A 24,980-nucleotide genomic window follows, 5' to 3' on the forward strand; every position below is an offset into this window, starting at 1 on the left:
TCAAATAATGTTATAAATTAAAATATATTGTTCGGATTTTATTGTATAAACAACAAAAGAAAAGGAGAGATTATTTTCTCCCCACTTCTTTTCTATCCTAATAATACTCACCCTGACGGTAGTCCCATGAGTTAAAGGTATCTGACAGGTGCATCATAATCTTATCAATATCAAGCCCTTTGCGGATAACAACTGGAGCTGGTGAAGTTGAACGTGCTCCTCCTTGTTCTGGGATGAGTTTTCCGTCCTTATCAACCATTGACACCATCACACCTTGCTCGTAGCGAGTTTCAATCGTTTTGTCAGGTTGGATTGATGCTACATAGTCATCTGCTTCGATGACAAGGTCTACAGCTCCTTCGATACGTTCTCCGATACCTTCTACCTTACCACGGTTTCCTTTTCCAGATGGGTTTGCTGATGAAGCATAAACCATCTTGCCTTCTTCCCAAAGTTTGGCAGCCAATTGTTCACCAGCTTTCCCAAACTTGATAACGAAACAGCTAGTACCACGAACATCAGTCATAAGTTCTTCACGGCCATCCCCGTATGCTTTGAGTTTTTCAAAGGCTTCTGGTTTCCAAGGAAGGATACAACCAAGAAGAATATCTTCATCCCAATGTTTTTGGTAAAAGGCTTCAATTTCTGGGTTGAGTTGTGCTAAAGCGCGAAGCTCATCCATGCTACCACATAGGACAACACCTGGTTTGTTACGATTGCGTTCTTTGGCTGCGAACTTACGCTCAAGTCCTGCCTTATCGCTAGTCATGATGATGTAACCAACCTTGGTAGGGCAAACGATACAACCGCCCTCACCTTTTAAAATATCATAGCCTTCTTGTGAAAGTGTTCCGTTCCATTGAATGTGTTTTGTCATAATTCTATTTCCTTTTCTATTTTTCTTCTAATCCTGCCAGTAGGCTGGTCGTTGTTTTTCATAAGCAGCAATCAAATCTTCATACTGCAAAGTAATACCGATATCATCCAAACCATTTAAGAGTTTGTGTTTCCATTCGCTATCGATTTCAAAAGTGAATTCTCCAACTGGTGAGATGATTTTTTGTTGTTCCAAGTCCACAGTTACCTGGTCACTTGGTTTAAGCTGGGCTAGTTTCTCTCTAACCTCTCTGGGCTGAACAATAGGCAACATGCCATTATTGAGTTCATTATTGTAATGAATATCCCCAAAAGATCCTGCAATCACAACCTTAAAACCATAGTCCGCTAGAGCCCAAGCGGCGTGCTCCCTCGAAGAACCTGCCCCAAAGTTATCCCCTGAGATAAGAATACTGGCTTTACGATATTCAGGCTGATTAAAGACAAAGTCAGGATCCTCAGTATACTTGTCGTCCAGATAACGCCAAGCATACATGAGGTACTTACCAAAGCCTTTCTTATCGATCAACTTGAGAAACTGCTTGGGTAGGATTTGGTCGGTGTCGATATTATCATTCATGAGAGGAACGGTCGTTCCCGTATAAACTGTAAATTTCTCCATATCCTCTCCTTACTGGGCTTCTGGCATTTGCCGAACATCTACGAAACGCCCTGCGATAGCTGCCGCAGCTGCCATAGCTGGACTGCAGAGATGAGTCTTAGCACCAAATCCTTGTCTGTCTTCAAAGTTGCGGTTGCTGGTTGAGGCGCAGTGGACACCATCAGGGACCTTGTCTGGATTCATTCCTAGGCACATAGAACAACCTGGGTCTCTCCATTCAAAGCCAGCATCTAGGAAAACCTTATCCAAACCCAACTTCTCAGCAGCTCGTTTGACAGGACGAGAGCCCGGAACCACGATAGCCGTTAAGTTAGGAGCTATTTTCTTCCCTTTGACAAATCGCGCCGCCAGCTGCAAGTCACTGAGACGAGCATTTGTACAAGAGCCGATAAAGATATAACCTAGTTCAATATCTGCTGGCTTTTGACCTGGTTCCAAATCCATATAATTGTAGGCTCGTTCATCATTCATATCCTTAATTTCTGGGAAACTACTGTCAAAGTCAACGCCCATAGCAGGATTGGTTCCCCAGGTTACCATGGGAGCCAAGTCTGAGACATCCATCCGGATAACCTTGTCATAAACGGCATCCTCATCACTGACAATTGTTTTCCAATCCGCCACAGCCTCTTCAAAGTCCTCTGGAACACATTCTCGTCCCTTAAGATAGTCATAGGTGGTTTGGTCCGGATTCATAATCCCCATCTTAGAACCAAACTCGATGGACATATTGCAGATAGTCATTCGCTCTTCCATGCTCAGTGCATCAATCGCTTGTCCCCGATATTCCACCACATAGCCAACACCACAGGCAACGCCGTACTTGGCAATCAAGGCTAGAATGAAATCCTTAGAATAAACTCCTTTTTGAGGAACACCAGTGAATTCTACCAGCATTTTCTTGGGTTTGACCTGCCAGAGTGTCTGGGTAGCGAAGACATGCTCAACCTCACTGGTCCCAATTCCAAAAGCGATTGCTCCGAAAGCTCCGTGAGTTGCTGTATGACTATCCCCACAGACGATAAATTTCCCTGGTTGGGTTCTTCCTGTTTCTGGACCAACCATATGAACAATCCCCTGCTTTTCAGAACCGTGGGCCGCATGTTCAATCCCAAACTCCTCAACATTTTCAGCCAGCTTATCAATTTGAGCCTTGGAAATTACATCTCGAATATCGTAGATATTGACTGTCGGGACATTGTGGTCAAAGGTTCCAAATGTCAAGTCTGGTCGTCTCAATCTACGACCTGCGTCTCGTAATCCTTGAAATGCCTGAGGACTGGTCACTTCGTGGATATAGTGCTGGTCCACATACATGAGTTGGGGCTGCCCCTCTTCTCCTGTGATGACATGACGGTCCCATAATTTATCAAAAATCGATTTTCCTGCCATCCATTACCTCCAAATAAAATATAAGGCTACTAGTGTGGACACCATCCCGAGAAACCAAACTGTTTTAAAATACCATTTTCGAGTCTTATGGTGAAAGATGATTCCTGCCAAACAGGCACCAAAACCACCACAAGTAAAGGCTAAAATGAGTAAGATTTTCTCTGGGATGCGCCAAACTCTTCTCCTTGCCTTAGATTTGTCAATGCCATAAATCAGGAAAACCATGACATTCCAAATCAAAAGGACTAGAGTAATTTTTTCGTCTAACTTCATAACCTTGCAATAATAGCTTCCGTCATTTCCTTAGTCGAAGCTTGTCCACCTATATCTCTTGTTAAAACACCAGCTACCAAACTTGCCTCAACAGCATGCTCGATACGCTCTGCATCCTCATAACGTCCAAAGCTGTCTCTCAACATCATGGCCACTGATAAAATCATGGAAATAGGATTTGCAATTCCTTGACCTGCAATATCAGGAGCTGAACCGTGAATGGGCTCATAGAGACTTGGTCCATTTTCAGAATGACTGGCTGATGGCATGACCCCAAGTGTACCAGATAGGACGCTTGATTCATCAGATAAAATATCTCCGAAAAGATTCTCCGTCACGATGACATCAAACTTGGCAGGATTGGTAATCATGAGCATGGCAGCTGAGTCCACTAACTGGTGTTCCAAGGTCACATCTGGGAAATCCTGCGCGACTTCCTCAACCACTTTTCTCCAGAGTTTTGAGGTCGCTAGAACATTTTGCTTATCGATACTAGTAACGATTTTTCTGCGACTTCTTGCGATTTCAAAGGCCTTGCGAATAATCCGTTCCACTTCCTCATAGCTATAGTCGTTGATATCACGCGCTTTTCTTTCTTCAAGGATATGATCCCCAAAATAAATCCCACCTGTCAACTCACGCACCACGACAAAGTCTACACCAGCAATTCGTTCCGGTTTGAGTGGTGACAAATGCTTGAGACTGTCAAAGATTTTTACAGGGCGAATATTAGCGTAAAGATTGAGTTCCTTACGGAGAGCTAGCAAGCCTTGTTCAGGCCGAACCGTTGCACTATCATACTGGGGACTACCAATAGCTGCTAGGAGAATGGCATCTGCTTCTCTACATGCCTTGAGGGTTTCATCAGGTAAGGGATGCCCTGCAGCATCAATACCTGCACCTCCAAAAGGTCGTCTGTCTATTTCATAGTCAAAGCCTGTTTTTTTAGCTATAGCTTCCAGAACCTCTAACCCAGCATCCATGATTTCTGGGCCGATTCCATCCCCTGCCAGAACTACTATTTTCTTTGTCATAGCTTTCTCCTTTACACACTAGGCATATCACGATAGGAAACACTGCGTCCCATCTCACCAGCATTCTCTTTTTGAACAAAGGTATTGGCATTGATGTAGGCAATAGCAGATGCTTTCAGTACATCGAAATCAAGCCCTGCTGCATTAAAGATGGTTTCTGTATCTCTGTTTTCAACAGTGACCAAAACCCGAGCTTGGGCATCAATTCCATCTGTCACAGCATCAATGGTATAGGACACCAAGCGGACAGATTGATTAAAGAACTTATCGATAGCGTTAAAGATAGCCTCAACAGAGCCTTGTCCTGTCGCATTAAATTCGACCTTCTCACCATCCATATTGACCAGGCTAACAAGCGCTTCAATGTCATTATCTGCATGAGTTTGAAGTTGTAAATCATCAAAGTGGAAACCTTCTGGATTTTCAACCATGGTGCCAGCTACCAGAGCACGAATATCTGCATCTGTAATTTCTTGTTTTTTATCTGCCAGAGCCTTGAACTTAGCAAAGAGTGGCTTGATATCCTCTTCTGTAAAGTCTAGGGCCAATTCTCTCAGCTTCTCAACGAAGGCATGGCGACCAGACAATTTTCCAAGCGGAAGACTATTACTCTTAACACCAACCAATTCCGGGGTGATAATCTCATAAGTAAGAGGATTTTTAAGGACTCCATCTTGGTGAATACCAGATTCGTGAGAAAAGGCATTGCCACCGACCACAGCCTTGTTTTTAGGAACTGGAATACCTGAGAAGCGAGAAACCATTTCTGACGTATTGATGGTTTCATTTAAAACAATACTAGTTTCTGCTTGGTAGTAATCTTGGCGAATATTGAGGGCCACTGCAATTTCTTCCAAAGCAGCATTACCAGCTCGCTCCCCGATACCATTGATGGTTCCTTCGACTCGTCCTGCCCCATTCTTGACAGCAGCAAGGCTATTTGCCACTGCCATTCCGAGGTCATCATGACAGTGTGGTGAATAGATAATCTGACGATCCGTCTTGACATTCTCAATCAAGTGTTTGAAGATAGCTCCGTATTCCTCTGGTGTGGTAAATCCTACCGTATCAGGGATATTGATATAAGACGCCCCTGCATCAACCGCTGTTTGAACAACTTGCAAGAGGAAATCCAACTCTGTTCTGGTCGCATCTTCAGGAGAGAATTCGACCACTTCAAACTTGGAACGTGCATAAGAGACATGCTCACTGATTGCTTCCAAAATCTCTTCCTTGCTCTTATTGAGCTTATACTTTCGGTGAATCGGACTGGTAGCGATAAAGACGTGAACCTGTGGATACTTGGCGTCCTTGAGAGCCTCGTAACAAGCATCAATATCAGACTTGACAGAGCGAGCCAGACCAGTTACCGCTGTTTTCTTCAATACTTTAGCAATCTCCTGAACTGCCGTAAATGAGTCTGGGCTAGCCGCCGGAAAACCAGCTTCGATGGCTGAAATACCCAATTTCTCCAGCTGTCTTGCAATGGCAATTTTTTCCTTAATTGAAAAATTAACACCAGGTGTCTGTTCTCCATCCCGAAGGCTGGTATCTAGAAATTCAACTGTTCTCATAAGATTTCCCCTTTTCCAAATGTGGTTTTAAAAAAACATCTCGCTTAGAGACCCAAGCGAGATGTTGATTCACTCCCGCTTGGTAAGCCAAACAGGACTAATGCTTTTTGCACTAGCCCGAGTACCTCAACAACAAAGCGAATTGATTAAACTTAGCTGTTTTCATGTTTGACTTTCTCCTTCGTTTGATATCTTGTTTAGTATTTTAGCATAGGCAAAAGTACTTGTCAAGAAAAAATCCAATATTTTCTGAAAATTTCTTCAGTAGAGAATATTTTGCTAATTGAAAATCCTTGAAATGTTTCATTTTTTAGTAGTCAAGTTCCAACTTTTTTCTATCAATTCCAGTACTTCTTCATCTGATAAAGTATCATCAAGCGTCACACTAATCCAGTAGCGTTTATTCATATGAAAAGCTGGATAAATGCCCTTTTTTGAAAGTAAGTCAGCTACTTGGTCATGTTTGAGGTTGACTGCTTCCATTTGTCCCTCTCTGCCCTTTTCCAGCTTATCCCAAGAGATTTTCATCAAGACGGCATACCACTTTTTATTGCCTTCATGTCTTAACACTGCCGTATCAGGTGATTTCTCCCACAAATACTCCAACTGATTACCATACTTTTCCTGAACTTGAATCATGATTCGTTTAGTCTGAGGACAGATAAAATCCTGTACCTCAAAACAAGCCTTCCGAATCTGGTGAAGAATCTCCAGACAAGCCTCACGGACACTTGTAACAAAACTTCCTGTCATACTTTGCATATGAACTTGAGGATAGAGGTCACCAGTCTCCTGGTCAAAGACTTGAAAACTCACATTATCAGCAGTGATGGAGACTGTCATGACAAAGTCACCTTGCAAAATCTGGCAACCATAGGTCCAGACTTCCCCATTTTTTACAAAACCATAGGCACGAGCCTTTTCTTGATTAAACTGATAGGATTTAAAAATTTCAAACATAAGTGAAAACTGCTACCAAAAGCTAGCAGTTCCTTTCTATTTTTTAAAAGACAACCTTGGTTCCATGCAATTGTGTCACGCCCAGCTGGTCAATAAAGGTTTGACGGTTGTCAAGGTCAATCCCCCCACCTGGTAGAATTTCAATTTTATCTTTAGCGTGCTCCAAAATTCTGTGATAGTGAGCAAAACGTTTGTCTAGAGAGTCACCAGATACACCAGCGCGAGTCAGGATTCGAGTGACTCCAGCTTGGCTGAGCCAGTCAATAGCTTCCAATTGATCTTCATCGCTCAATTCATCAAAGGCCATGTGGAAGACAATTTCCATTCCTTTTGACGCAGCTATCAACTTCTCAAGATTAGGCTTATCCAACTTCTTATCAGCAGTTAACCCCCCAAATACAACCCCTTGACTTCCAGCCTGAGCAGTCAACCGAATATCTTCTAGCATGATAGCAATTTCTAGGTCATTATAGACAAAGTCGCCACCACGGGGACGAATCATGGTCATGATGGTCGTATCGTAGTTGGTTGCCAATTCAACTGCTGCCTTGGTCACTCCGTAGCTGGGTGTTGTCCCACCAACTGCTAGATTGTCACAAAGTTCAATCCTTCGAGCTCCAGCCTGCATCGCTTTTTCAAGCAAGGTCACATTTTCAGCACAAAATTCGTAAATCATTTGATTCTCCTTGAAGATTACTTTGAATTTATTATATCATATTGTTGTGAATATGCTTTCATTTATATCAAGGAAAATTGCTACTATTTTTTTATTCTTTGTCTGGAATGACCTTGAAGAGATAATAAGTGATAAAGATGGTCAAAGCTCCCAGACCGATTTTGACTGGTAAAAGAGGTGCAAAATAAATGGAAATTCCCATCAAGATGTAGATAGAAACAATGATTTTTTTCTTACGTTCACGCGTAATAGACTTAGTCTCGCGAAAATCAGCTACATATGCTTGGTAAAGCTTGGTATGATACAACCAATCTTCGAAGCGCTTGGAACTTCTAGAGAAACAAGCGATAGACAGCAAAAGGAAAGGTGTTGTGGGCAACAAGGGCAAGACAACTCCAACAATAGCCAAAGCTAGTGATAAAAAACCAATAATAAGATAAATAATACGCATAACTTCTCCTAGTTAAAATAATCTTCTTCTAGTTTCGCATACAATGATGAATTTTGTCAAATTCTAATCAAAAGAGCCTGAAATACACTTTCAGGACTCTCCACTTATTTAATCTTTTCTTCTTCATAGTCGCCATTGCTACAAACAACCTGCTTGCCACCACCACGAACTTTTTTCTCCATGAGGAAGTTGCCACATTTTGGACAGTCACGACCAACAGGCTTGTCCCAAGAAGTAAATTCACAGTCTGGATAGCGATTGCAACCATAGAAGAGGCGGTTACGCTTGGTTTTACGTTCAATGATTTGTCCCTGATGACAACTTGGACACTCAACACCGATTTCTTTCACGATTGCTTGGGTATGACGACAATCTGGGAAATTGCTACAAGCGTAGAACTTACCAAAACGACCAAGTTTAATGACCATTGGACTGCCACAGACTTCACAGTCAAATCCAGCTGGTTCATCCTTGATTTGGATTTTTTCCATTTCTTCTTCAGCCTTGGCCACTTCTTTAGAGAATGGTTTGTAAAAGGCATCAATAACACGTTGCCACTGCTCTTTTCCAACTTCGACATCATCTAGTTTGCCTTCCATTTCAGCTGTAAAGGTCACGTTTACGATATCTGGGAAATATTCAACAATGAGTTTATTGACAATTTCTCCCAACTCTGTCGGTTCAAAACGTTTGGCTGCAAGGCGAACATAGTAACGTTTCTGAATGGTTTCAATGGTTGGTGCATAGGTTGATGGACGTCCAACCCCATTTTCCTCCAAGGTCTTGATCAAGGTCGCTTCAGAATAGCGAGCAGGCGGTTGTGTGAAATGTTGCTCTGGTTTGCTATTGACCTGTTTCACCACATCTCCAACAGCCATATCTGGTAACATTTTATTCTTATCAGAATCATTATAAATGGCAAGATAACCATCAAACTTAACTTGACTACCATTGGCAGCAAATTGAACCCCATTTTGAGACAATTTAACAGCCATAGTATCAAAAACAGCAGCTGTCATCTGGCTAGCCACAAAACGATTCCAGATAAGAGTATAAAGCTTGAGCTGATCCTTGTCCAAATACTTAGCAATACTTTCAGGTGTATTAAAGACGCTAGACGGGCGAATAGCCTCGTGGGCATCCTGAGCTCCAGAAGCATTTTTAACCTTGCTACCATGCTTAGAATACTTGCTACCAAAACGGTCCGTAATGAAGCTTGCTGCTTCATTTTGCGCTACAGGACTAATACGAGTTGAATCGGTACGCATATAGGTAATCAAACCTTGAACACCAGAACCGATATTAATTCCTTCATAGAGCTGTTGGGCAACCATCATGGTTTTTCGAGTACGGAAATTGATTTTATTGGCAGCATCCATCTGCATAGATGAAGTGGTATAGGGTAAAGGAGCATTGCGTTTGCGCTCTTTCTTATCTACCTGATCCACTGAAAAATCTTTACTCGTCAGACGAGACAAGACTTCCTTGACCTCATCATTACTAGTCAGTTTCAACTTTTTGCCATCTACTCCATAGAAGGAAGCCTGAAATTGCTTGGTTCCCTTTTTGAAGACACCATCAATTGTCCAATATTCTTCTGGCTGGAAGGCGTTGATTTCATTCTCACGATCAATGATTAGCTTAAGCGCAATAGACTGAACACGACCTGCTGACAAGCCCTTCTTAACCTTCTTCCACAAAATAGGCGAAATCGAATAGCCTACCAAGCGATCCAAAACACGACGAGCCTGTTGGGCATCGACCAAGTCCATATCAATCTTGCGTGGTTCTTTAAAAGCATTTTTTACCGCATCCTTGGTGATTTCGTTGAAGACCACACGGTTGGCATCATTCTCATCCAAGTTGAGAATATGAGCCAAATGCCAAGAAATCGCTTCTCCTTCGCGGTCCGGGTCACTCGCCAGAAAGACTTTATTAGCTTTTTTAGCTTCTTTTTTCAAGTCATTGATGAGAGGTCCTTTTCCTCGGATATTGATATATTGCGGTTCATAATTATTTTCAATATCAACGGACATACTGGATTTCTTCAAATCACGGATATGCCCGACACTGGCTAAAACCTTATAGTTTCTGCCGAGATATTTTTCAATCGTCTTGGCCTTAGCAGGTGACTCCACGATTACTAAATTTTTTTTAACTGTTGATTTTTTCTTTTTTGTTGCCGTAGCCACAGTATCACACCTTTTCAAAGTAATAAACTTTATAAAGTGTAAACCATTTTGCCATAACTGTCAAGACTTAGCTCCTATATATAGAAGAAAAGTTGTTTAAGAAAGAAAAATTTTGTCTTAAAATTCAAATTCCGCAAGAACATCCTGCCCACTGGTGACCAATTTTGCTCCTTCTTGAATCAAATGATGGCAACCGTCTGATTGGCCATCTAAAATGCTACCAGGAATAGCAAAGACATCTCGCCCTTCTTCCATTGCTCGCTCACAGGTAATGAGACTACCTGAACGCATCTTAGCCTCTGCTACAATCACACCACGGCAAAGTCCAGCAATAATGCGATTACGGGCAGGAAAATGAAATTTCAGAGGTTGTTCGCCAGGTCCATATTCACTTAGAACCAGATGATCATTGCCGATGTAATCTTGCAAACGCTTATTGGCTTTAGGATAAAACACATCCAGACCTGTCCCAATCACTGCAATGGTTTTTCCGCCATTCTGCAGGGCTGCCATATGAGCTGCTGTGTCAATGCCCTTGGCTAATCCACTGACGATAACCAGTTCATTTTCCAAGCCTTGAATGACTTTTTCAACTGACTTAGCGCCCTGTTTACTACAAGCACGACTACCCACAACCGCTACCTTAGGAAATTTTAAGAGGTCAAGATTTCCCTTGTAAAATAAAAGTACAGGCGCATCGTATATTTCACTTAAATCCCAAGGGTAACAGTCGTCTAAAATAGAGAAAGAAGGAAATTTTTTAAACTCCTTCTCCAAATGAGCATCGTCTATCTGAAAATAACGTTCCATAAAAACAGCTGGATTTCTGCAACCTGATATATCTGCAATATCACCTAACAAAAGCTCCTGATCAATATTTTCAGCGTATTCTAGGACTGTCAAAATCTGTTGATTGGTCAAACCTGATTTTTTTAACTTATAGATTTCATAGTTTGTGATTTTCATAAATATCTCCATTTCTTTTTCTACTCATCTATTTATTCGTAAAAAATCAAAAAAACATCCGACTATTTTAGCCAGATGTTGAAATCTTTAATTTTCGTTTTTAAGAATTTCTTCTAATTTATGATAGTCTTGGACACTATCGATCTCATAGATGCTGTTGCCTTCTAATTCTTCAACATAGACATCTAGTTCTTTGATATTATCCTTAACCATATTATCCCAATAGAGGTCAACAAATTCACCACTTGCATAAGCCTTGTCGATAAAGCTGACAATCTTTTCTGCAGTTGGAGCATCCCAGAAGGATACACCACTCAGGATACGACCAGCTTTGCTATCAACAATAATGTCTTGAACCTTGTAGTCATCTCCATAAACCAAGAACCATTCGTTGGTACAATCTTCACGATAGACACTAAAATAAGTCGAACGAGTCAAATCATTACGGAACATATTTTTAAAGAGATAATTATCGGCATCGATAACGTAACTGTTAGCTAATTCTTCTTTTACAAGATAGAGAGAGTAAAAGTTATTGTAGTCAGCGTATTTATCATTGAAAACGAGGCGAACACCATATTTTTCTTTTAAGTAATCAAATTGTTCCTTAAGGTAACCAACAATGATGATGATATCATGGATACCTTTTTCTTTTAGAAACTCAATTTGGTATTCAATCAAAGGTTTTTGATTAACCTGAACCAAGGCTTTAGGGGTATTTTCAGTCATAGGACGCAAGCGAGTTCCCAAGCCCGCTGCTAAGATGATGGCTTTCACACGAATCTCCTTTATTCTTTAATAATAATATAAACTCCAGCAATGACGACAAGTGACGTAATAATGGTCAGCATATCTAGCGGTGCACCCAAGAAAACAACTGCAAACAAGACTGTCCATACTACATAGCTCACGTTCAAGCCTGTAGCCTTGGCTGGTTGCAAGCGATTGATAGCGATATAATAAGCCAAGTAGGAAATCATATCAAAAGCTGCAAAGACAATCATAAGACCTAGCAATTGCCCATTGGCTACTTCTGCAAATGACTGATGAGAGAAGAGCACAATCACAAGATAGGACAAGAATGAAGTCACTTGGCGGATTAAGAGTGCTTCGATTTCACTCAATTCACTTTCCATGGCAAAAGAGCTAAGAACACTTTCGCTTCCCCATGCAATAGCACAAACCAAAGCACAGAGAATCCCAATATAGAAGGAATTGACCTGTTCAACCTTATAGGTCTGGGCAATAATCCCTGCAATAATCAAGACAATCCCAAACACAGTATTTTTTGAAATCTTGTGCTTCAAAAAGAAGAAAGCCAATAAAACTGAAACTGCAGGGTAGATAGCAGATACCGATGAAGCTAAGGAACTTCCAATATACTTAACTGCATAAAGATTGGCCTGCATACCGATAGGGCCTGCTAATAAGGCTCCGATGATAACACTAACATTGCGAATATTTAAGAAAATTGAGAGACGAACTTTTCCTTCTTTTACCAAGAGAAAAGCTAGTAAGATAAAGATACTCAAGAAATCGTGAGCAGCAGCTACCACAAAGGGTGATAAATCTGTAAAAATCGAAAAGATATAAGCACTGATCGTTAAACCTAACCCCCAGAAAATACCTGAGAGTAGACCAAAAGAAACTCCATTTTTATTTTTCATCTGAACCTCCATAATGTGACAAACCTTTAACAGCTCTTTGGTAACGACTTACACCATAGTCACCAAAATCTGCGCCTTGCTCTTCCTTATAGACAGTCCATAAACTCCAAATAGTATCTTGTAAAATTTTATAAATAGTAATCTTTTCTCGAGAGACAGGTGTTTTGTCACTTTCATAATGTGACAAGAAGACTTCTTCCTCTTGGGGAGTGAATTCAGACTCTAAAAAGAGGGCAGCCAAATCCCACATTGGATCGTTCATTGATGAATATTCCCAGTCAATCAGATATAGACGTCCTTGAGGTGATTCGATAAAGTTTTCAGGCACCAAATCGATGTGACAAGATTTTCTGTCAACACCTAAGTCAGCCAGTCTTTTCTCTAAGGAGAAGACTTCTTCTCGAACTGCTTCATAGTTAGCATACGGGATTTTTTCTTCAATTAAGGATTCGTATTTTTTGATTTCTTCAAAAGGAGCAAATTCTCCCCTTAATTCCTTACCAGATGCATGAATGGTTTGTAATATTGGAGCAATTTTGTCAAATTTAGTCTTGATTGACGTTGAATCAAGCGTAATCGCAGATTCGATATACTCATTTACTTTGATACCAGCTTCAATATCAAAAAGATAATTTTTTACATCTAAGTCTAAATCCTTTAGTAGTTCAAGATTGTACTTTTCATCTTGACGATTGATCAACTTTTCTGTCCCTTTACCAAAGAATTTAACAATGTATTGCTTATTTGTTGTTTTGACCAAATAGTTTTGATTGGTCATTCCCCCCAGTTGTTCAACACTGAGGACTTCCTCTTCTTGACTAAGTAGGGAAGAAATTTTTTCTTTAATGATTTTCTCCACAATTAACCTCCAGCACTTATACTTCCCACTTAAACACAGTTTTAAAGGCTGTGTTTAAATCGGTTGCAAAGACACGGTGAATATCTTTAATTTCTCTTACAGGTTCTTCTAGATAAAGGATATTTTTAAGACGATTGGCAAATTTCTTGACTTCCATCATTTGGATTGCATTTTCAAAATCAATGCGACCAGAACGAGAGGACCCAACCAAGAGCAAGCCTTTTTCTAAGGCATCGCGTGTATTGAGATTGACTTTATACTCGCTAACACCCATCATGAGAATCGTTCCCTGAGGACGAATATAGCGAATCAAGTCATTAATGGCTGGTCCAGTACCATCACCACCACAACACTCAAAAGCATGGTCAAAGGCCAAATCTTCAGGAATATTATCAGTGATATAGCATTCTTTGGCAAAAGAGAAGAGTTCCAACTTTTCCCAATGACGACCAATAACCACAATCTCTGCTTCTGGCAAAGTATAGTTGATAATATTGGCAACCACAAAAGCTAAACTTCCATCTCCGATAACGGCGATTCGGTCCCGCTTGCTATGAGCAAGAGTCAATAGACGATTCATAGCATGCATGCCGACACTAACAAACTCTGTAATGGCTGCAACCGTGTCTTCAATAGCATCATAAGCCACCACACGATCTTTAGGGAGAGAAACAAACTCTCTCATAAAGCCATCAAATCCACTAGACAAGAAATGAGTCCCTGTCATGTAGTTTTCATAGAATTCTTCATCACTCTGCATAGGAGGCTGATTTGGAATCATGACAACTTTTTGCCCAACCTCATAGGTTCCCGTCGGGTCAGAAATAACGGTTCCACATGACTCGTGAATCATTGCCATTGGAAGCTTTTTATTCAAAATCTTTGGGTCACGTTTTCCTTGATAGTAACGCTGATCCGCATGACAGACAGCCATGTAATTGGGGCGGATGAGGATATGATTCTCTTGATCAATAGCCTCTTCCTGGTATTTGACATTGATAAACTTAGGCTTAGTTAGTTGATAAATTTGATTAATCATTTTACTAGTCTTTCTCAATCATACTTTTTGCAATCTTCAAATCTGTTACGGTTGTAATCTTCAGATTTGAGTATTCACCTTTGGCTAAGGCCACATCTTTTCCTTTGATCACAAAGATTTTACATGCATCTGTCAAGATTTCCTTCTCTTCAGCAGAAAGAGAGCCATAAAGGTCCATGAAGTCCTTGCAACGGAATGTTTGAGGTGTTTGTCCTTGATAAAGGTGAGCACGATTTGGAATATCTGTAATGAATTGACCATTGGTACTTTCAACGATAGTATCAACCGCTTCTACCACTGTGTCCACTGCGTCATGATTTTGGGCAAGTTGGATATTGTCTTGAATCATGCGAAGTGTAATAAATGGACGAACAGAATCGTGGGTAACAACGATATCCTCTGGAGTAAGCGGACGATAAGCATCAATGGCTTCAATGATTTTCTCAATACTTGTATTGCGGTCAGCACCACCCTTTGTAATGATGATGCGTTCCTTATGAAGAGGAAGATATTTATCTACAAGATCTTCTGCATGAGAAACCCAGTCTCCATGAACACCAACTACAATTTTTTCAATACTTGGTTCCAAGACAAATTTTTCAATTGTATGAATCAAAATAGGTCGATCACCTAGCTCTAAAAATTGTTTTGGCAAGTTACTGATTCCCATGCGTGTGCCAGTTCCACCAGCAAGAATTCCTGCATAAATCATCTATTTTCTCCTTTGTCTTACTAAAAAAACTTATTCTCTCTATTATACCACAATCTAGTCCTATCATGAAAGAAATACCGGCCCTCCCGTTCTAGAATAGAAGGATTAAGGAGTTCTATTATTCATAGAAACTAGTCCATTTCTAGTAGTGACTAGGAATTCTGTAGTCATTACTTATAAATGGCTGTGAAATTTTAGAGTTCTTCAGAATAATATAGTTTTCTTAAAGAAAGCTTAAAATCAAACTTTGAAACTTCAAAGTGATTGTTTGACTTATACTCAATGAAAATCAAAAAGCAAACTAGGAAGCTAGCCGTAAGCTGTACTTGAGTACGGTAAGGCGACGCTGACGTGGTTTGAAGAGATTTTCGAAGAGTATTACTGCCCTTCATTTCTTATTAGCTGACTTTATGATATAATGAAAAACGAGGTAAATTGAATGAAAAGTATAAAATTAAATGCTCTATCTTATATGGGAATTCGTGTCTTGAATATTATTTTTCCCATCTTAACTGGTACCTACGTCGCGCGTGTCTTGGACCGAACTGACTATGGTTACTTCAACTCAGTTGACACTATTTTGTCATTTTTCTTGCCCTTTGCGACTTATGGGGTCTATAACTACGGTTTACGGGCCATCAGTAATGTCAAGGATAACAAAAAAGATCTGAATAGAACCTTCTCTAGTCTTTTTTATTTGTGCATAGCTTGTACGATTTTGACCACCGCTGTCTATATCCTAGCCTATCCTCTCTTCTTTACAGATAATCCAATCGTCAAAAAAGTCTACCTTGTTATGGGGATTCAACTCATTGCCCAGATTTTTTCAATCGAATGGGTCAATGAAGCTCTGGAAAATTACAGTTTTCTCTTTTACAAGACTGCCTTCATCCGTATCCTGATGCTGGTCTCTATTTTCCTGTTTGTCAAGAATGAACACGATATTGTTGTTTATACACTTGTGATGAGTTTATCGGCGCTGATTAACTACCTGATTAGTTATTTTTGGATTAAAAGAGACATCAAACTTGTTAAGATTCACCTAAGTGATTTTAAACCACTCTTTCTCCCTCTGACAGCCATGTTGGTCTTTGCAAATGCCAATATGCTCTTCACTTTTTTGGATCGTCTCTTCCTCGTTAAAACAGGGATTGATGTCAACGTTAGTTACTATACCATGGCTCAACGAATTGTGACCGTTATAGCTGGTGTTGTAACAGGAGCTATCGGAGTGAGTGTGCCTCGTCTCAGTTACTATCTAGGAAAAGGCGATAAGGAAGCCTATGTCGCACTTGTTAACAGAGGCAGTCGAATCTTTAACTTCTTTATCATTCCACTGAGTTTTGGACTCATGGTTTTAGGACCAAATGCCATCCTACTTTACGGTAGTGAAAAATATATCGGAGGTGGTATCTTAACCTCTCTCTTCGCTTTTCGTACGATTATCCTGGCCTTAGATACCATTCTTGGTTCCCAAATTCTCTTTACAAATGGCTATGAAAAACGAATCACAGTCTATACAGTCTTTGCAGGATTACTCAATTTGGGCTTAAATAGTCTCCTCTTTTTCAACAATATCGTGGCTCCTGAATACTACTTACTGACAACTATGCTATCAGAGGCCTCTCTACTTGTTTTCTATATCATTTTCATCCATAGAAAACAACTCATCCACTTAGGACATATCTTTAGCTATACTGTTCGATACTCGCTCTTTTCACTTTCCTTTGTAGGAATTTATTTCCTGATTAATTTCTTGTATCCCGTGGATATGGTCATTAATTTGCCATTTTTGATTAATACTGGTTTGATTGTCTTGCTATCAGCCATCTCTTATATTGGTCTACTTGCCTTCACAAAAGATAGCATTTTCTATGAATTTTTAAACCATGTCCTAGCCTTAAAAAATAAATTCAAAAAATCTTAGGAGTATAGAATGAAACAACTAACCATTGAAGATGCCAAACAAATTGAATTAGAAATTTTGGATTATATTGATATTCTCTGTAAAAAGCACAATATCAACTATATTATTAACTACGGTACTCTGATTGGGGCGGTTCGACATGAGGGCTTTATTCCTTGGGACGACGATATTGATCTGTCCATGCCTCGAGAAGACTACCAACGATTTATAAACATTTTTCAAAAGGAGAAAAGCAAATATAAGCTCCTTTCCTTAGAAACTGATAAGAACTACTTTAACAACTTTATCAAAATAACTGACAGTACGACCAAAATTATTGATACTCGGAATACAAAAACATATGAGTCAGGTGTTTTTATCGATATTTTCCCTATGGATCGCTTTGATGATCCTAAGGTCATTGATACTTGTTATAAACTGGAAAGCTTCAAACTTCTGTCTTTCAGTAAACACAAAAATATTGTCTATAAAGATAGCCTTTTAAAAGATTGGATACGAACAGCATTCTGGTTACTCCTTCGACCTGTTTCTCCTCGTTATTTCGCACATAAAATCGAGAAAGAAATTCAAAAATATAGTCGTAAGGATGGGCAGTATATGGCTTTTATCCCTTCTAAATTTAAGGAAAAGGAAGTCTTCCCAAGTGGTACCTTCGATAAAACAATCAATCTTCCCTTTGAAAATTTAAGCCTTCCAGCACCTGAAAAATTTGAAACTATTTTGACACAATTTTATGGAGATTATATGACCCTACCACCAGAAGAAAAACGCTTCTACAGTCATGAATTTCACGCTTATAAATTGGAGGATTAGGATGCAATATTTAGAAAAAGAAGAAATTAAAGAAATTCAACTAGCCCTGCTAGACTATATTGATGAGACTTGTAAGAAACATGATATTCCTTATTTTCTAAGTTATGGAACCATGCTTGGAGCTATCCGCCACAAAGGTATGATTCCCTGGGACGATGATATTGATATTTCCCTTTATCGTGAGGATTATGAGCGTTTACTGAAGATTATTGAAGAAGAAAATCACCCTCGCTACAAGGTTCTTTCCTACGACACTTCTTCTTGGTACTTCCATAATTTCGCATCGATTTTGGATACTTCTACTGTTATCGAAGACCATGTTAAGTACAAGCGTCATGACACCAGTCTCTTTATCGATGTCTTCCCAATTGATCGCTTTACAGACTTGAGCATTGTAGACAAGAGTTATAAGTATGTAGCCCTTCGTCAACTAGCTTATATCAAAAAATCACGCGCAGTTCACGGTGATAGCAAATTAAAAGATTTTCTAAGATTATGTAGCTGGTACGCCCTCCGAGTGGTCAATCCCCGTTACTTTTACAAGAAAATTGATCAGCTAGTCAAAAATGCTGCAACCAACACTCCTCAATATGAAGGAGGAATTGGGATTGGTAAGGAAGGTATGAAAGAAGTCTTCCCAGTTGATACCTTTAAAGAACTCATCTTAACTGAGTTTGAAGGCCGTATGCTGCCCGTCCCTAAAAAATATGATCAATTTTTAACCCAGATGTATGGGGATTATATGACACCACCATCAAAAGAAATGCAAGAGTGGTATAGCCACAGTATTAAAGCTTATCGCAAAAGCTGATTAAGCAGTAGTTTACAAGAAAAAATATAACAAAAAAGAGAAGATCGTTATACCTTCTCTTTTTTCTATTTAAATCGCTTCTGTGACAAAACTACGGCTTTCCAATACTTTGAGCATGGCGTTAGCTGTATCTAGGGCTGTGAAGAGGGGCACTCCGTGTTCAATAGCTGAACGGCGAATTTGCTCTCCATCTTCGTCAGCAGTTCGTTTTGTTCCAACTGTATTAATGATAGCTTGAATTCTTCCTTTGCGAACAAAACTTGGAATATCCTTATCGTCATCACCAATCTTACCAACAGGTTGGGCTTGCAATCCATGACTGGCAAAGAAGGCTGCTGTCCCTTCTGTCGCGAGGATTCCATAGCCAATATTTTGGAAACGACAAGCCAAGTCCAAGGCTTCTTCTTTGGCATCATCAGCGATGGTAAATACAACGTTACCAAAAGTTGGCAAGTGTAAGTAAGAAGCTTCAAAGGCCTTATAGAGAGCTTTTTCCAAAGTCGTATCAGAACCCATAACTTCCCCTGTTGACTTCATTTCAGGACCAAGTAAGCTGTCTACCTTAGCTAGTTTGGTAAAGGAGAAGACAGGTGCCTTGATATGAACGCGGGTACTTTCAGGGTAAAGTCCATCTTGGTAGCCAAGTTCTTCAAGTTTTTGACCAAGAATGAGCTTGGTTGCTACTTGAGCCATAGGGATATTGGTCACTTTAGAAAGGAATGGAACCGTACGGCTGGCACGTGGATTGACCTCAATAACGTAGACTTTTTCATCCTTGATAACAAACTGGATGTTCATCATTCCAAGGCAATTAAGGCCGATTGCTAGACGTTTCGTATAGTCTGCTATAGTTTCCTGAACCTTTTGCGACAAGGTTTGTGGTGGGTAAACGGCCATTGAGTCACCTGAGTGGACACCAGCACGTTCGATATGCTCCATGATACCAGGGATAAGGACATTTTCTCCGTCTGAAATGGCATCAACTTCACACTCTTGTCCAACGATATAAGAGTCTACAAGGACTGGATGGTCAGGACTAGCCTTAACCGCTGTGCGCATGTAAGAACGAAGGTCTTCTTCGTTTTCAACGATTTCCATAGCACGTCCACCAAGTACATAAGATGGACGGACAAGAACTGGGAAGCCAATCTTTCGAGCTGCAAGAACTGCTTCTTCTTCATTGGTAGCCGTTTGTCCTGGTGGCTGTGGAATATCCAAATCTTTAAGAGCTTGCTCAAAGAGGTCACGGTCCTCAGCTCGGTCTAGGTCAGCAACCTGTGTCCCAAGGATGGTCACACCTGCTTTCGCCAATGGCTCCGCAAGGTTGATGGCTGTTTGACCACCGAACTGAACGATAACACCCTTTGGTTGCTCCAAGTCGATGACGTTCATCACATCTTCAAAAGTCAATGGTTCAAAGTAGAGTTTATCAGATACCGAGAAGTCTGTAGATACGGTCTCTGGATTTGAGTTCATGATGATAGCTTCGTAGCCAGCAGCTTGGATAGCCTTAACAGAGTGAACCGTTGCATAGTCAAACTCGACCCCTTGACCGATACGGATTGGACCAGAACCTAGGACAAGTACAGATTCCTTATCAGACTTGATAGACTCGTTTTCCCAACCATAGGTTGAATAGAAGTATGGTGTTTCAGAGTCAAATTCTGCCGCACAAGTATCTACCATCTTATAAACTGGAACAATCTTGCTTTCCAAACGAAGCTGGCGAACTTGGTCAGCTGTCGTTTCCCATAGTTCAGCAATCTTACGGTCTGAGAAACCATTTAGTTTTGCTGTTTTCAAGACTTCTAGATCTTGTGGATGGGCACCTAATTCTTGCTCAATTTCAAAGATATGCAAGAGTTTATCCAGATAGAAGATATCAATCTTAGTCAATTCAGCAATTTCTTCTGGTGTGTAACCACGGCGAATAGCTTCTGACACATAGAAGAGACGGTCATCCTGGGCTTTGACAACTTTTTCAATCAAGGCATCATCCGAAACCGCTGCAAGTTCAGGCATTTCATTGTGGTGCACACCAATTTCAAGGGAGCGACAAGCTTTAAGGAGAGATTCCTCGATGTTACGACCAATCGCCATTACTTCCCCAGTCGCCTTCATCTGGGTACCAAGACGGCGCTCACCCTTTTCAAACTTGTCAAATGGGAAACGCGGAATCTTGGCAACCACATAGTCAAGGGCTGGCTCAAACATGGCATAGGTTGAACCTGTAACTGGGTTGATCACCTCATCTAAGGTCAAACCTACGGCAATCTTAGCAGCCAATTTGGCAATTGGGTAACCTGTCGCCTTTGAAGCAAGGGCTGAAGAACGCGATACACGAGGGTTTACTTCAATGACATAGTACTTGAAGCTGTGTGGGTCAAGGGCCAACTGAACGTTACATCCACCTTCAATCTTGAGGGCACGAATAATGCTCAAGCTAGCGTCACGAAGCATTTGGTTTTCATAGTCTGACATGGTTTGAGCAGGGGCAAATACAATGGAATCTCCTGTATGAATCCCAACTGGGTCAAAGTTTTCCATGTTACAAACAACCAAAGCATTGTCAGCTGAGTCACGCATAACTTCGTATTCGATTTCCTTGAAACCTGCAATCGAACGTTCAATCAAACATTGGGTCACAGGTGACAATTTCAATCCATTTTCAGCGATTTCACGCAATTCTTCCTCATTAGCACACATTCCACCACCAGTACCACCAAGTGTAAAGGCTGGACGAACGATGACTGGGTAGCCAATTGTTGCTGCAAAGGCAACAGCTTCTTCAACAGTGTTTACAATTTCAGATTCTGGAATGGGTTGTTCCAATTCTTCCATCAATTGTTTAAAGAGGTCACGATCCTCCGCTTGGTCAATAGCAGATAATTTAGTTCCCAGAAGTTCAACACCAAGCTCATCAAGGATACCATTTTTAGATAATTCCATGGCCATGTTGAGACCTGTCTGACCACCGAGTGTTGGTAGCAAGGCATCTGGACGTTCCTTGCGAAGAATTCGTGTCACAAACTCAAGTGTAATCGGTTCAATATAAACCTTATCAGCAATTTCCTTGTCCGTCATGATAGTTGCAGGATTTGAGTTAACCAAAACAACCTCATAACCTTCCTCTTTCAAAGACAAGCAAGCCTGGGTCCCAGCGTAGTCAAACTCAGCAGCTTGACCAATAATAATCGGACCAGAACCAATCACCATAATTTTTTGAATATCAGTACGTTTAGGCATAGTTTATGATACAAAGCCCGTAAAGAACACAGCGAAAATAGGAAACTCGGTGCAGACGCCTTCAGCGTCAAGACGATGTTTATCTTTTTCACACAGTTCTTAGGGCGTGTTCACTTCCGCGAACAATGTATCTTCTCCTTTCTATTCGGCAACTCTCAGGTTGCCATTAAATAAATTCTCCGACGAGCTTTTACTCGTTCTTAGTTTGATTGTTTAAAAGCTTCCATCATCTCGATAAACTCATCAAATAGGTAGCTAGCGTCGTGTGGACCAGGGGCTGCGTCTGGATGGTATTGAACAGAGAAAGCAGGTTGGTATCTGTGACGCACACCTTCAACTGACTTGTCATTGATTTCTTCGTGGGTAATGATCAAATGCTCTGGCAAATCCTCACGGCTAACTGCATAACCATGGTTTTGACTTGTAAAATCCACACGTCCTGTAGCAATTTCACGTACCGCATGGTTAAATCCACGGTGACCAAACTTCATCTTGTAGGTCTTAGCACCATTTGCCATTGCAAAGAGTTGGTGCCCCATACAGATACCAAAGATTGGAATTTTTCCTTGCACACCACGAATCATATCCAGTGCCTGTGGAACATCTTCTGGGTTACCTGGACCGTTTGACAACATCACTCCGTCAGGATTGAGATGGAGAATTTCTTCAGCCGTTGTCGAATACGGAACAACCGTCACATTACAGTTGCGTTTAGAAAGTTCACGTAAAATTGAATGCTTGAGACCAAAGTCCACCAAGACAACACTCAAACCAACTCCTGGAGCTGGATAGGAAGTTTTAGTAGAAACCTGCTTGATATTGTCTGTCGGCAAGACTGTCGCTTGGAGCTGGTCCGTCACATGATCCATGCTGTCCCCAACATGGGTCAAGGTTGCACGCATAGTACCATGCTTACGGATAATCTTGGTGAGGGCACGCGTATCAATTCCTGAAATACCAGGAATTTTCTTGGCTTTCAAAAATTCATCCAAGGTCATTTGATTACGCCAGTTACTTGCTCTACGCGCTTCTTCAAAAACAACGACTCCTTTACAAGTTGGAATGATGGATTCGTAATCATCACGATTAATTCCATAATTTCCCACCAAAGGATAAGTAAAGGTCAAGATTTGTCCATTATAAGACTGGTCTGTAATGGATTCTTGGTAGCCGGTCATACCTGTATTAAAGACGATTTCGCCTGTTACATCAATATCTGCTCCGAAGGCCTTGCCTTCAAAAACTGTGCCATCTTCTAATACTAGAAGTCTTTTTGTCATATTTTCACCTCTCGTGGACGCTCACTGGCGTCTTTTAACGTCTTGTGTTTTAGTTGGCGTTTCTACTCGCCAGTACGGATTCTAAGATTGCCATTCGAACAAAGACACCATTGGTCATTTGTTGGACAATCCGTGATTTTGGTGCTTCAACCAAGTGGTCTGCGATTTCTACATCACGGTTGACTGGGGCTGGGTGCATGAGGATTGCTGTTTCTTTCAAGCGATCATAACGTTCTTGAGTCAAGCCATGTTGGGCATGGTAGTCTTCTTTGGAAAAGACAGCTCCACTATCATGGCGTTCATGTTGCACACGGAGAAACATCATGACATCCACCTGATCAATAATTTCATCAATAGTTACAAACTGCCCATAGTCTGCAAACTCTTGACTTCTCCATTCCTCAGGTCCTGCAAAGAACAGTTCAGCTCCCAAGCGTTTCAAAATCTGCATATTGGATTTGGCAACGCGTGAGTGGTCCAAGTCACCTGCAATCGCAACCTTAAGACCCTCAAAGTGACCAAATTCCTCATAAATAGTCATCAAATCAAGCAAGCTCTGGCTAGGGTGTTGGCCCGAACCATCTCCACCATTGATGATGGAAGTCGTAATCGTGGGACTAGCAATCAACTCTCTGTAGTAGTCAACCTCTGGGTGGCGAATCACACAGACATCCACTCCTAGTGCAGATAGGGTCAGGATAGTATCATAAAGTGTTTCACCCTTATTGACCGAACTAGTCTTCACATCAAAGTCAAGTCGCTCCAATCCCAGTTTAATCTCTGCAACTTCAAAGGACTTATGCGTCCGTGTAGAATCCTCAAAGAAAAGATTGGAAACAATCGGATGGTCTTCATAAGGAAGCTGAGCTCCGTTTTTAAACTCAATTCCTCGCTTGATCAATTTCATGACTTGATCGACAGTGAGGTCTTCCATGGACACCACATGGTTCAATGCTTGTTGATTTTCTGACATGGCTACTCCTTTAGCTTTCTAAGCTTCTTCAGTAATCAGAACTCTGTCTTGGCCATCAAGTTCTGCCATCTCTACGATGATTTCTTCAGAACGACTAGTTGGAATATTTTTTCCAACGTAATCTGGACGGATTGGCAATTCTCTATGTCCACGATCGACTAGAACTGCTAAACTCACGCGCGCAGGACGACCATGACCTACAATATTATCAATAGCAGCACGGATGGTTCGACCTGTATAGAGCACATCATCCACCAAGATAACTTCGCGGTCTGTCACATCGACAGAAACCAAAGAAGTATCTTCTCCACTTTTAACATCATCACGGAAAGGTTTAGTATCCAATTCCACAACAGGAACTGAAAGATTTTCTAGCTGCTCCAAACGTTCTTGGATACGGTGGGCGATAAAGACACCACGAGTTTTAATACCAGCCAAGACGATTTTATTCAAATCTTTGTTGCGTTCGATAATCTCATAAGTAATACGCGTAATCGCTCGTTTGACGGTCAATTCGTCTACAACTTCTTTTGCCTTCATGACAAACCTCCAAAAAGAAAAGTCTCCTTAAACAAGGAGACTTGAAATGTATAGCCAAGCAAGCCCTACTGCAAACAGTATAGACTTCACCCTTCTA

23 protein-coding genes are annotated in these 24,980 nt (G+C 40.9%); 3 read left to right on the forward strand and 20 right to left on the reverse strand.

Annotation, left to right across the window (positions count from 1 at the left end; genetic code table 11):
• Positions 1 to 97 precede the first annotated feature (97 nt).
• The 16 genes from N8M16_RS02045 to N8M16_RS02120 form a co-directional block, all read right to left on the reverse strand.
• A complete protein-coding gene (locus N8M16_RS02045) occupies positions 98 to 877 on the reverse strand; it encodes an L-threonylcarbamoyladenylate synthase (RefSeq protein WP_000160498.1) in 780 nt (259 codons plus the stop codon).
• 27 nt (positions 878 to 904) lie between these two features.
• Positions 905 to 1,498, reverse strand: coding sequence for a 3-isopropylmalate dehydratase small subunit (gene leuD / locus N8M16_RS02050; protein ID WP_261069553.1), 594 nt, complete (start codon positions 1,496 to 1,498; stop codon positions 905 to 907).
• 9 nt (positions 1,499 to 1,507) lie between these two features.
• On the reverse strand, positions 1,508 to 2,890 hold the full coding sequence (gene leuC, locus N8M16_RS02055) for a 3-isopropylmalate dehydratase large subunit (RefSeq protein WP_261040673.1): 1,383 nt from the start codon (positions 2,888 to 2,890) through the stop codon (positions 1,508 to 1,510).
• 3 nt (positions 2,891 to 2,893) lie between these two features.
• Positions 2,894 to 3,163, reverse strand: a complete 270-nt coding sequence (locus tag N8M16_RS02060; RefSeq protein WP_261020558.1) for a DUF1294 domain-containing protein — start codon at positions 3,161 to 3,163, stop codon at positions 2,894 to 2,896.
• Positions 3,160 to 4,197, reverse strand: a complete 1,038-nt coding sequence (leuB, locus tag N8M16_RS02065) for a 3-isopropylmalate dehydrogenase (RefSeq protein ID WP_261020559.1) — start codon at positions 4,195 to 4,197, stop codon at positions 3,160 to 3,162. The genes N8M16_RS02060 and leuB overlap by 4 nt, the downstream gene beginning before the upstream one ends.
• Positions 4,198 to 4,208: 11 nt before the next feature.
• Complete coding sequence (locus N8M16_RS02070) at positions 4,209 to 5,771, reverse strand: 2-isopropylmalate synthase (RefSeq protein ID WP_261069554.1); 1,563 nt, start codon at positions 5,769 to 5,771, stop codon at positions 4,209 to 4,211.
• Between the two features lie 303 nt (positions 5,772 to 6,074).
• Complete coding sequence (locus tag N8M16_RS02075) at positions 6,075 to 6,731, reverse strand: MmcQ/YjbR family DNA-binding protein (protein WP_261069555.1); 657 nt, start codon at positions 6,729 to 6,731, stop codon at positions 6,075 to 6,077.
• A gap of 43 nt (positions 6,732 to 6,774) precedes the next feature.
• Entirely contained in the window at positions 6,775 to 7,407 is a 633-nt protein-coding gene (locus tag N8M16_RS02080) for a copper homeostasis protein CutC (RefSeq protein WP_261069556.1), read from the reverse strand.
• Positions 7,408 to 7,498: 91 nt separating this feature from the next.
• Positions 7,499 to 7,858 (reverse strand): YbaN family protein, encoded by a 360-nt coding sequence (locus tag N8M16_RS02085; RefSeq protein ID WP_261069557.1) that lies wholly within the window; start codon positions 7,856 to 7,858, stop codon positions 7,499 to 7,501.
• 104 nt (positions 7,859 to 7,962) lie between these two features.
• Positions 7,963 to 10,050 (reverse strand): type I DNA topoisomerase, encoded by a 2,088-nt coding sequence (topA, locus tag N8M16_RS02090; protein WP_261069558.1) that lies wholly within the window; start codon positions 10,048 to 10,050, stop codon positions 7,963 to 7,965.
• Between the two features lie 117 nt (positions 10,051 to 10,167).
• Positions 10,168 to 11,016: a DNA-processing protein DprA gene (gene dprA, locus N8M16_RS02095; protein ID WP_261069559.1), complete on the reverse strand. Its 849-nt coding sequence runs from the start codon at positions 11,014 to 11,016 to the stop codon at positions 10,168 to 10,170.
• Positions 11,017 to 11,103: 87 nt separating this feature from the next.
• Positions 11,104 to 11,793: a CTP--phosphocholine cytidylyltransferase gene (locus N8M16_RS02100; RefSeq protein ID WP_020902399.1), complete on the reverse strand. Its 690-nt coding sequence runs from the start codon at positions 11,791 to 11,793 to the stop codon at positions 11,104 to 11,106.
• Between the two features lie 11 nt (positions 11,794 to 11,804).
• Positions 11,805 to 12,683 carry a DMT family transporter gene (locus N8M16_RS02105; RefSeq protein WP_000791831.1) on the reverse strand — a complete coding sequence of 293 codons (879 nt, stop codon included), beginning with the start codon at positions 12,681 to 12,683 and terminating at the stop codon, positions 11,805 to 11,807.
• A complete protein-coding gene (licA, locus tag N8M16_RS02110) occupies positions 12,673 to 13,542 on the reverse strand; it encodes a choline kinase LicA (protein WP_261069560.1) in 870 nt (289 codons plus the stop codon). Before licA ends, N8M16_RS02105 begins: the two co-directional genes overlap by 11 nt.
• A 16-nt stretch (positions 13,543 to 13,558) precedes the next feature.
• Positions 13,559 to 14,581 carry a ribitol-5-phosphate dehydrogenase gene (locus tag N8M16_RS02115; protein ID WP_000609877.1) on the reverse strand — a complete coding sequence of 341 codons (1,023 nt, stop codon included), beginning with the start codon at positions 14,579 to 14,581 and terminating at the stop codon, positions 13,559 to 13,561.
• Positions 14,582 to 14,585: 4 nt separating this feature from the next.
• A complete protein-coding gene (locus tag N8M16_RS02120; RefSeq protein WP_000638495.1) occupies positions 14,586 to 15,293 on the reverse strand; it encodes an IspD/TarI family cytidylyltransferase in 708 nt (235 codons plus the stop codon).
• A gap of 439 nt (positions 15,294 to 15,732) precedes the next feature.
• Here N8M16_RS02120 and tacF point away from each other — a divergent pair, with 439 nt between their 5' ends.
• The 3 genes from tacF to N8M16_RS02135 are packed head-to-tail and all read left to right on the forward strand — an operon-like array spanning position 15,733 to position 18,844.
• The gene (gene tacF / locus N8M16_RS02125) at positions 15,733 to 17,220 is read left to right on the forward strand and encodes a type IV teichoic acid flippase TacF (protein ID WP_261069561.1); all 1,488 of its coding nucleotides are present in this window, start codon (positions 15,733 to 15,735) and stop codon (positions 17,218 to 17,220) included.
• A 9-nt stretch (positions 17,221 to 17,229) separates the two neighbouring features.
• On the forward strand, positions 17,230 to 18,033 hold the full coding sequence (locus tag N8M16_RS02130) for a LicD family protein (RefSeq protein ID WP_261069562.1): 804 nt from the start codon (positions 17,230 to 17,232) through the stop codon (positions 18,031 to 18,033).
• A 1-nt stretch (position 18,034) separates the two neighbouring features.
• On the forward strand, positions 18,035 to 18,844 hold the full coding sequence (locus N8M16_RS02135) for a LicD family protein (protein ID WP_261056325.1): 810 nt from the start codon (positions 18,035 to 18,037) through the stop codon (positions 18,842 to 18,844).
• A gap of 69 nt (positions 18,845 to 18,913) precedes the next feature.
• On the opposite strand, the gene carB is transcribed toward N8M16_RS02135, so the two are convergent.
• The 4 genes from carB to pyrR all read right to left on the reverse strand — a co-directional run bounded on the left by carB (position 18,914) and on the right by pyrR (position 24,883).
• Positions 18,914 to 22,090, reverse strand: coding sequence for a carbamoyl-phosphate synthase large subunit (gene carB, locus N8M16_RS02140; RefSeq protein WP_084929977.1), 3,177 nt, complete (start codon positions 22,088 to 22,090; stop codon positions 18,914 to 18,916).
• Between the two features lie 200 nt (positions 22,091 to 22,290).
• Positions 22,291 to 23,370, reverse strand: coding sequence for a carbamoyl phosphate synthase small subunit (locus tag N8M16_RS02145; protein ID WP_000166853.1), 1,080 nt, complete (start codon positions 23,368 to 23,370; stop codon positions 22,291 to 22,293).
• Positions 23,371 to 23,419: 49 nt separating this feature from the next.
• On the reverse strand, positions 23,420 to 24,343 hold the full coding sequence (locus N8M16_RS02150; RefSeq protein ID WP_033687097.1) for an aspartate carbamoyltransferase catalytic subunit: 924 nt from the start codon (positions 24,341 to 24,343) through the stop codon (positions 23,420 to 23,422).
• Between the two features lie 18 nt (positions 24,344 to 24,361).
• Complete coding sequence (pyrR, locus tag N8M16_RS02155) at positions 24,362 to 24,883, reverse strand: bifunctional pyr operon transcriptional regulator/uracil phosphoribosyltransferase PyrR (protein WP_000644747.1); 522 nt, start codon at positions 24,881 to 24,883, stop codon at positions 24,362 to 24,364.
• Between the last annotated feature and the right edge of the window lie 97 nt (positions 24,884 to 24,980).

Source organism: Streptococcus mitis, from assembly GCF_946188375.1.
Lineage (GTDB): Bacteria > Bacillota > Bacilli > Lactobacillales > Streptococcaceae > Streptococcus > Streptococcus mitis_CX.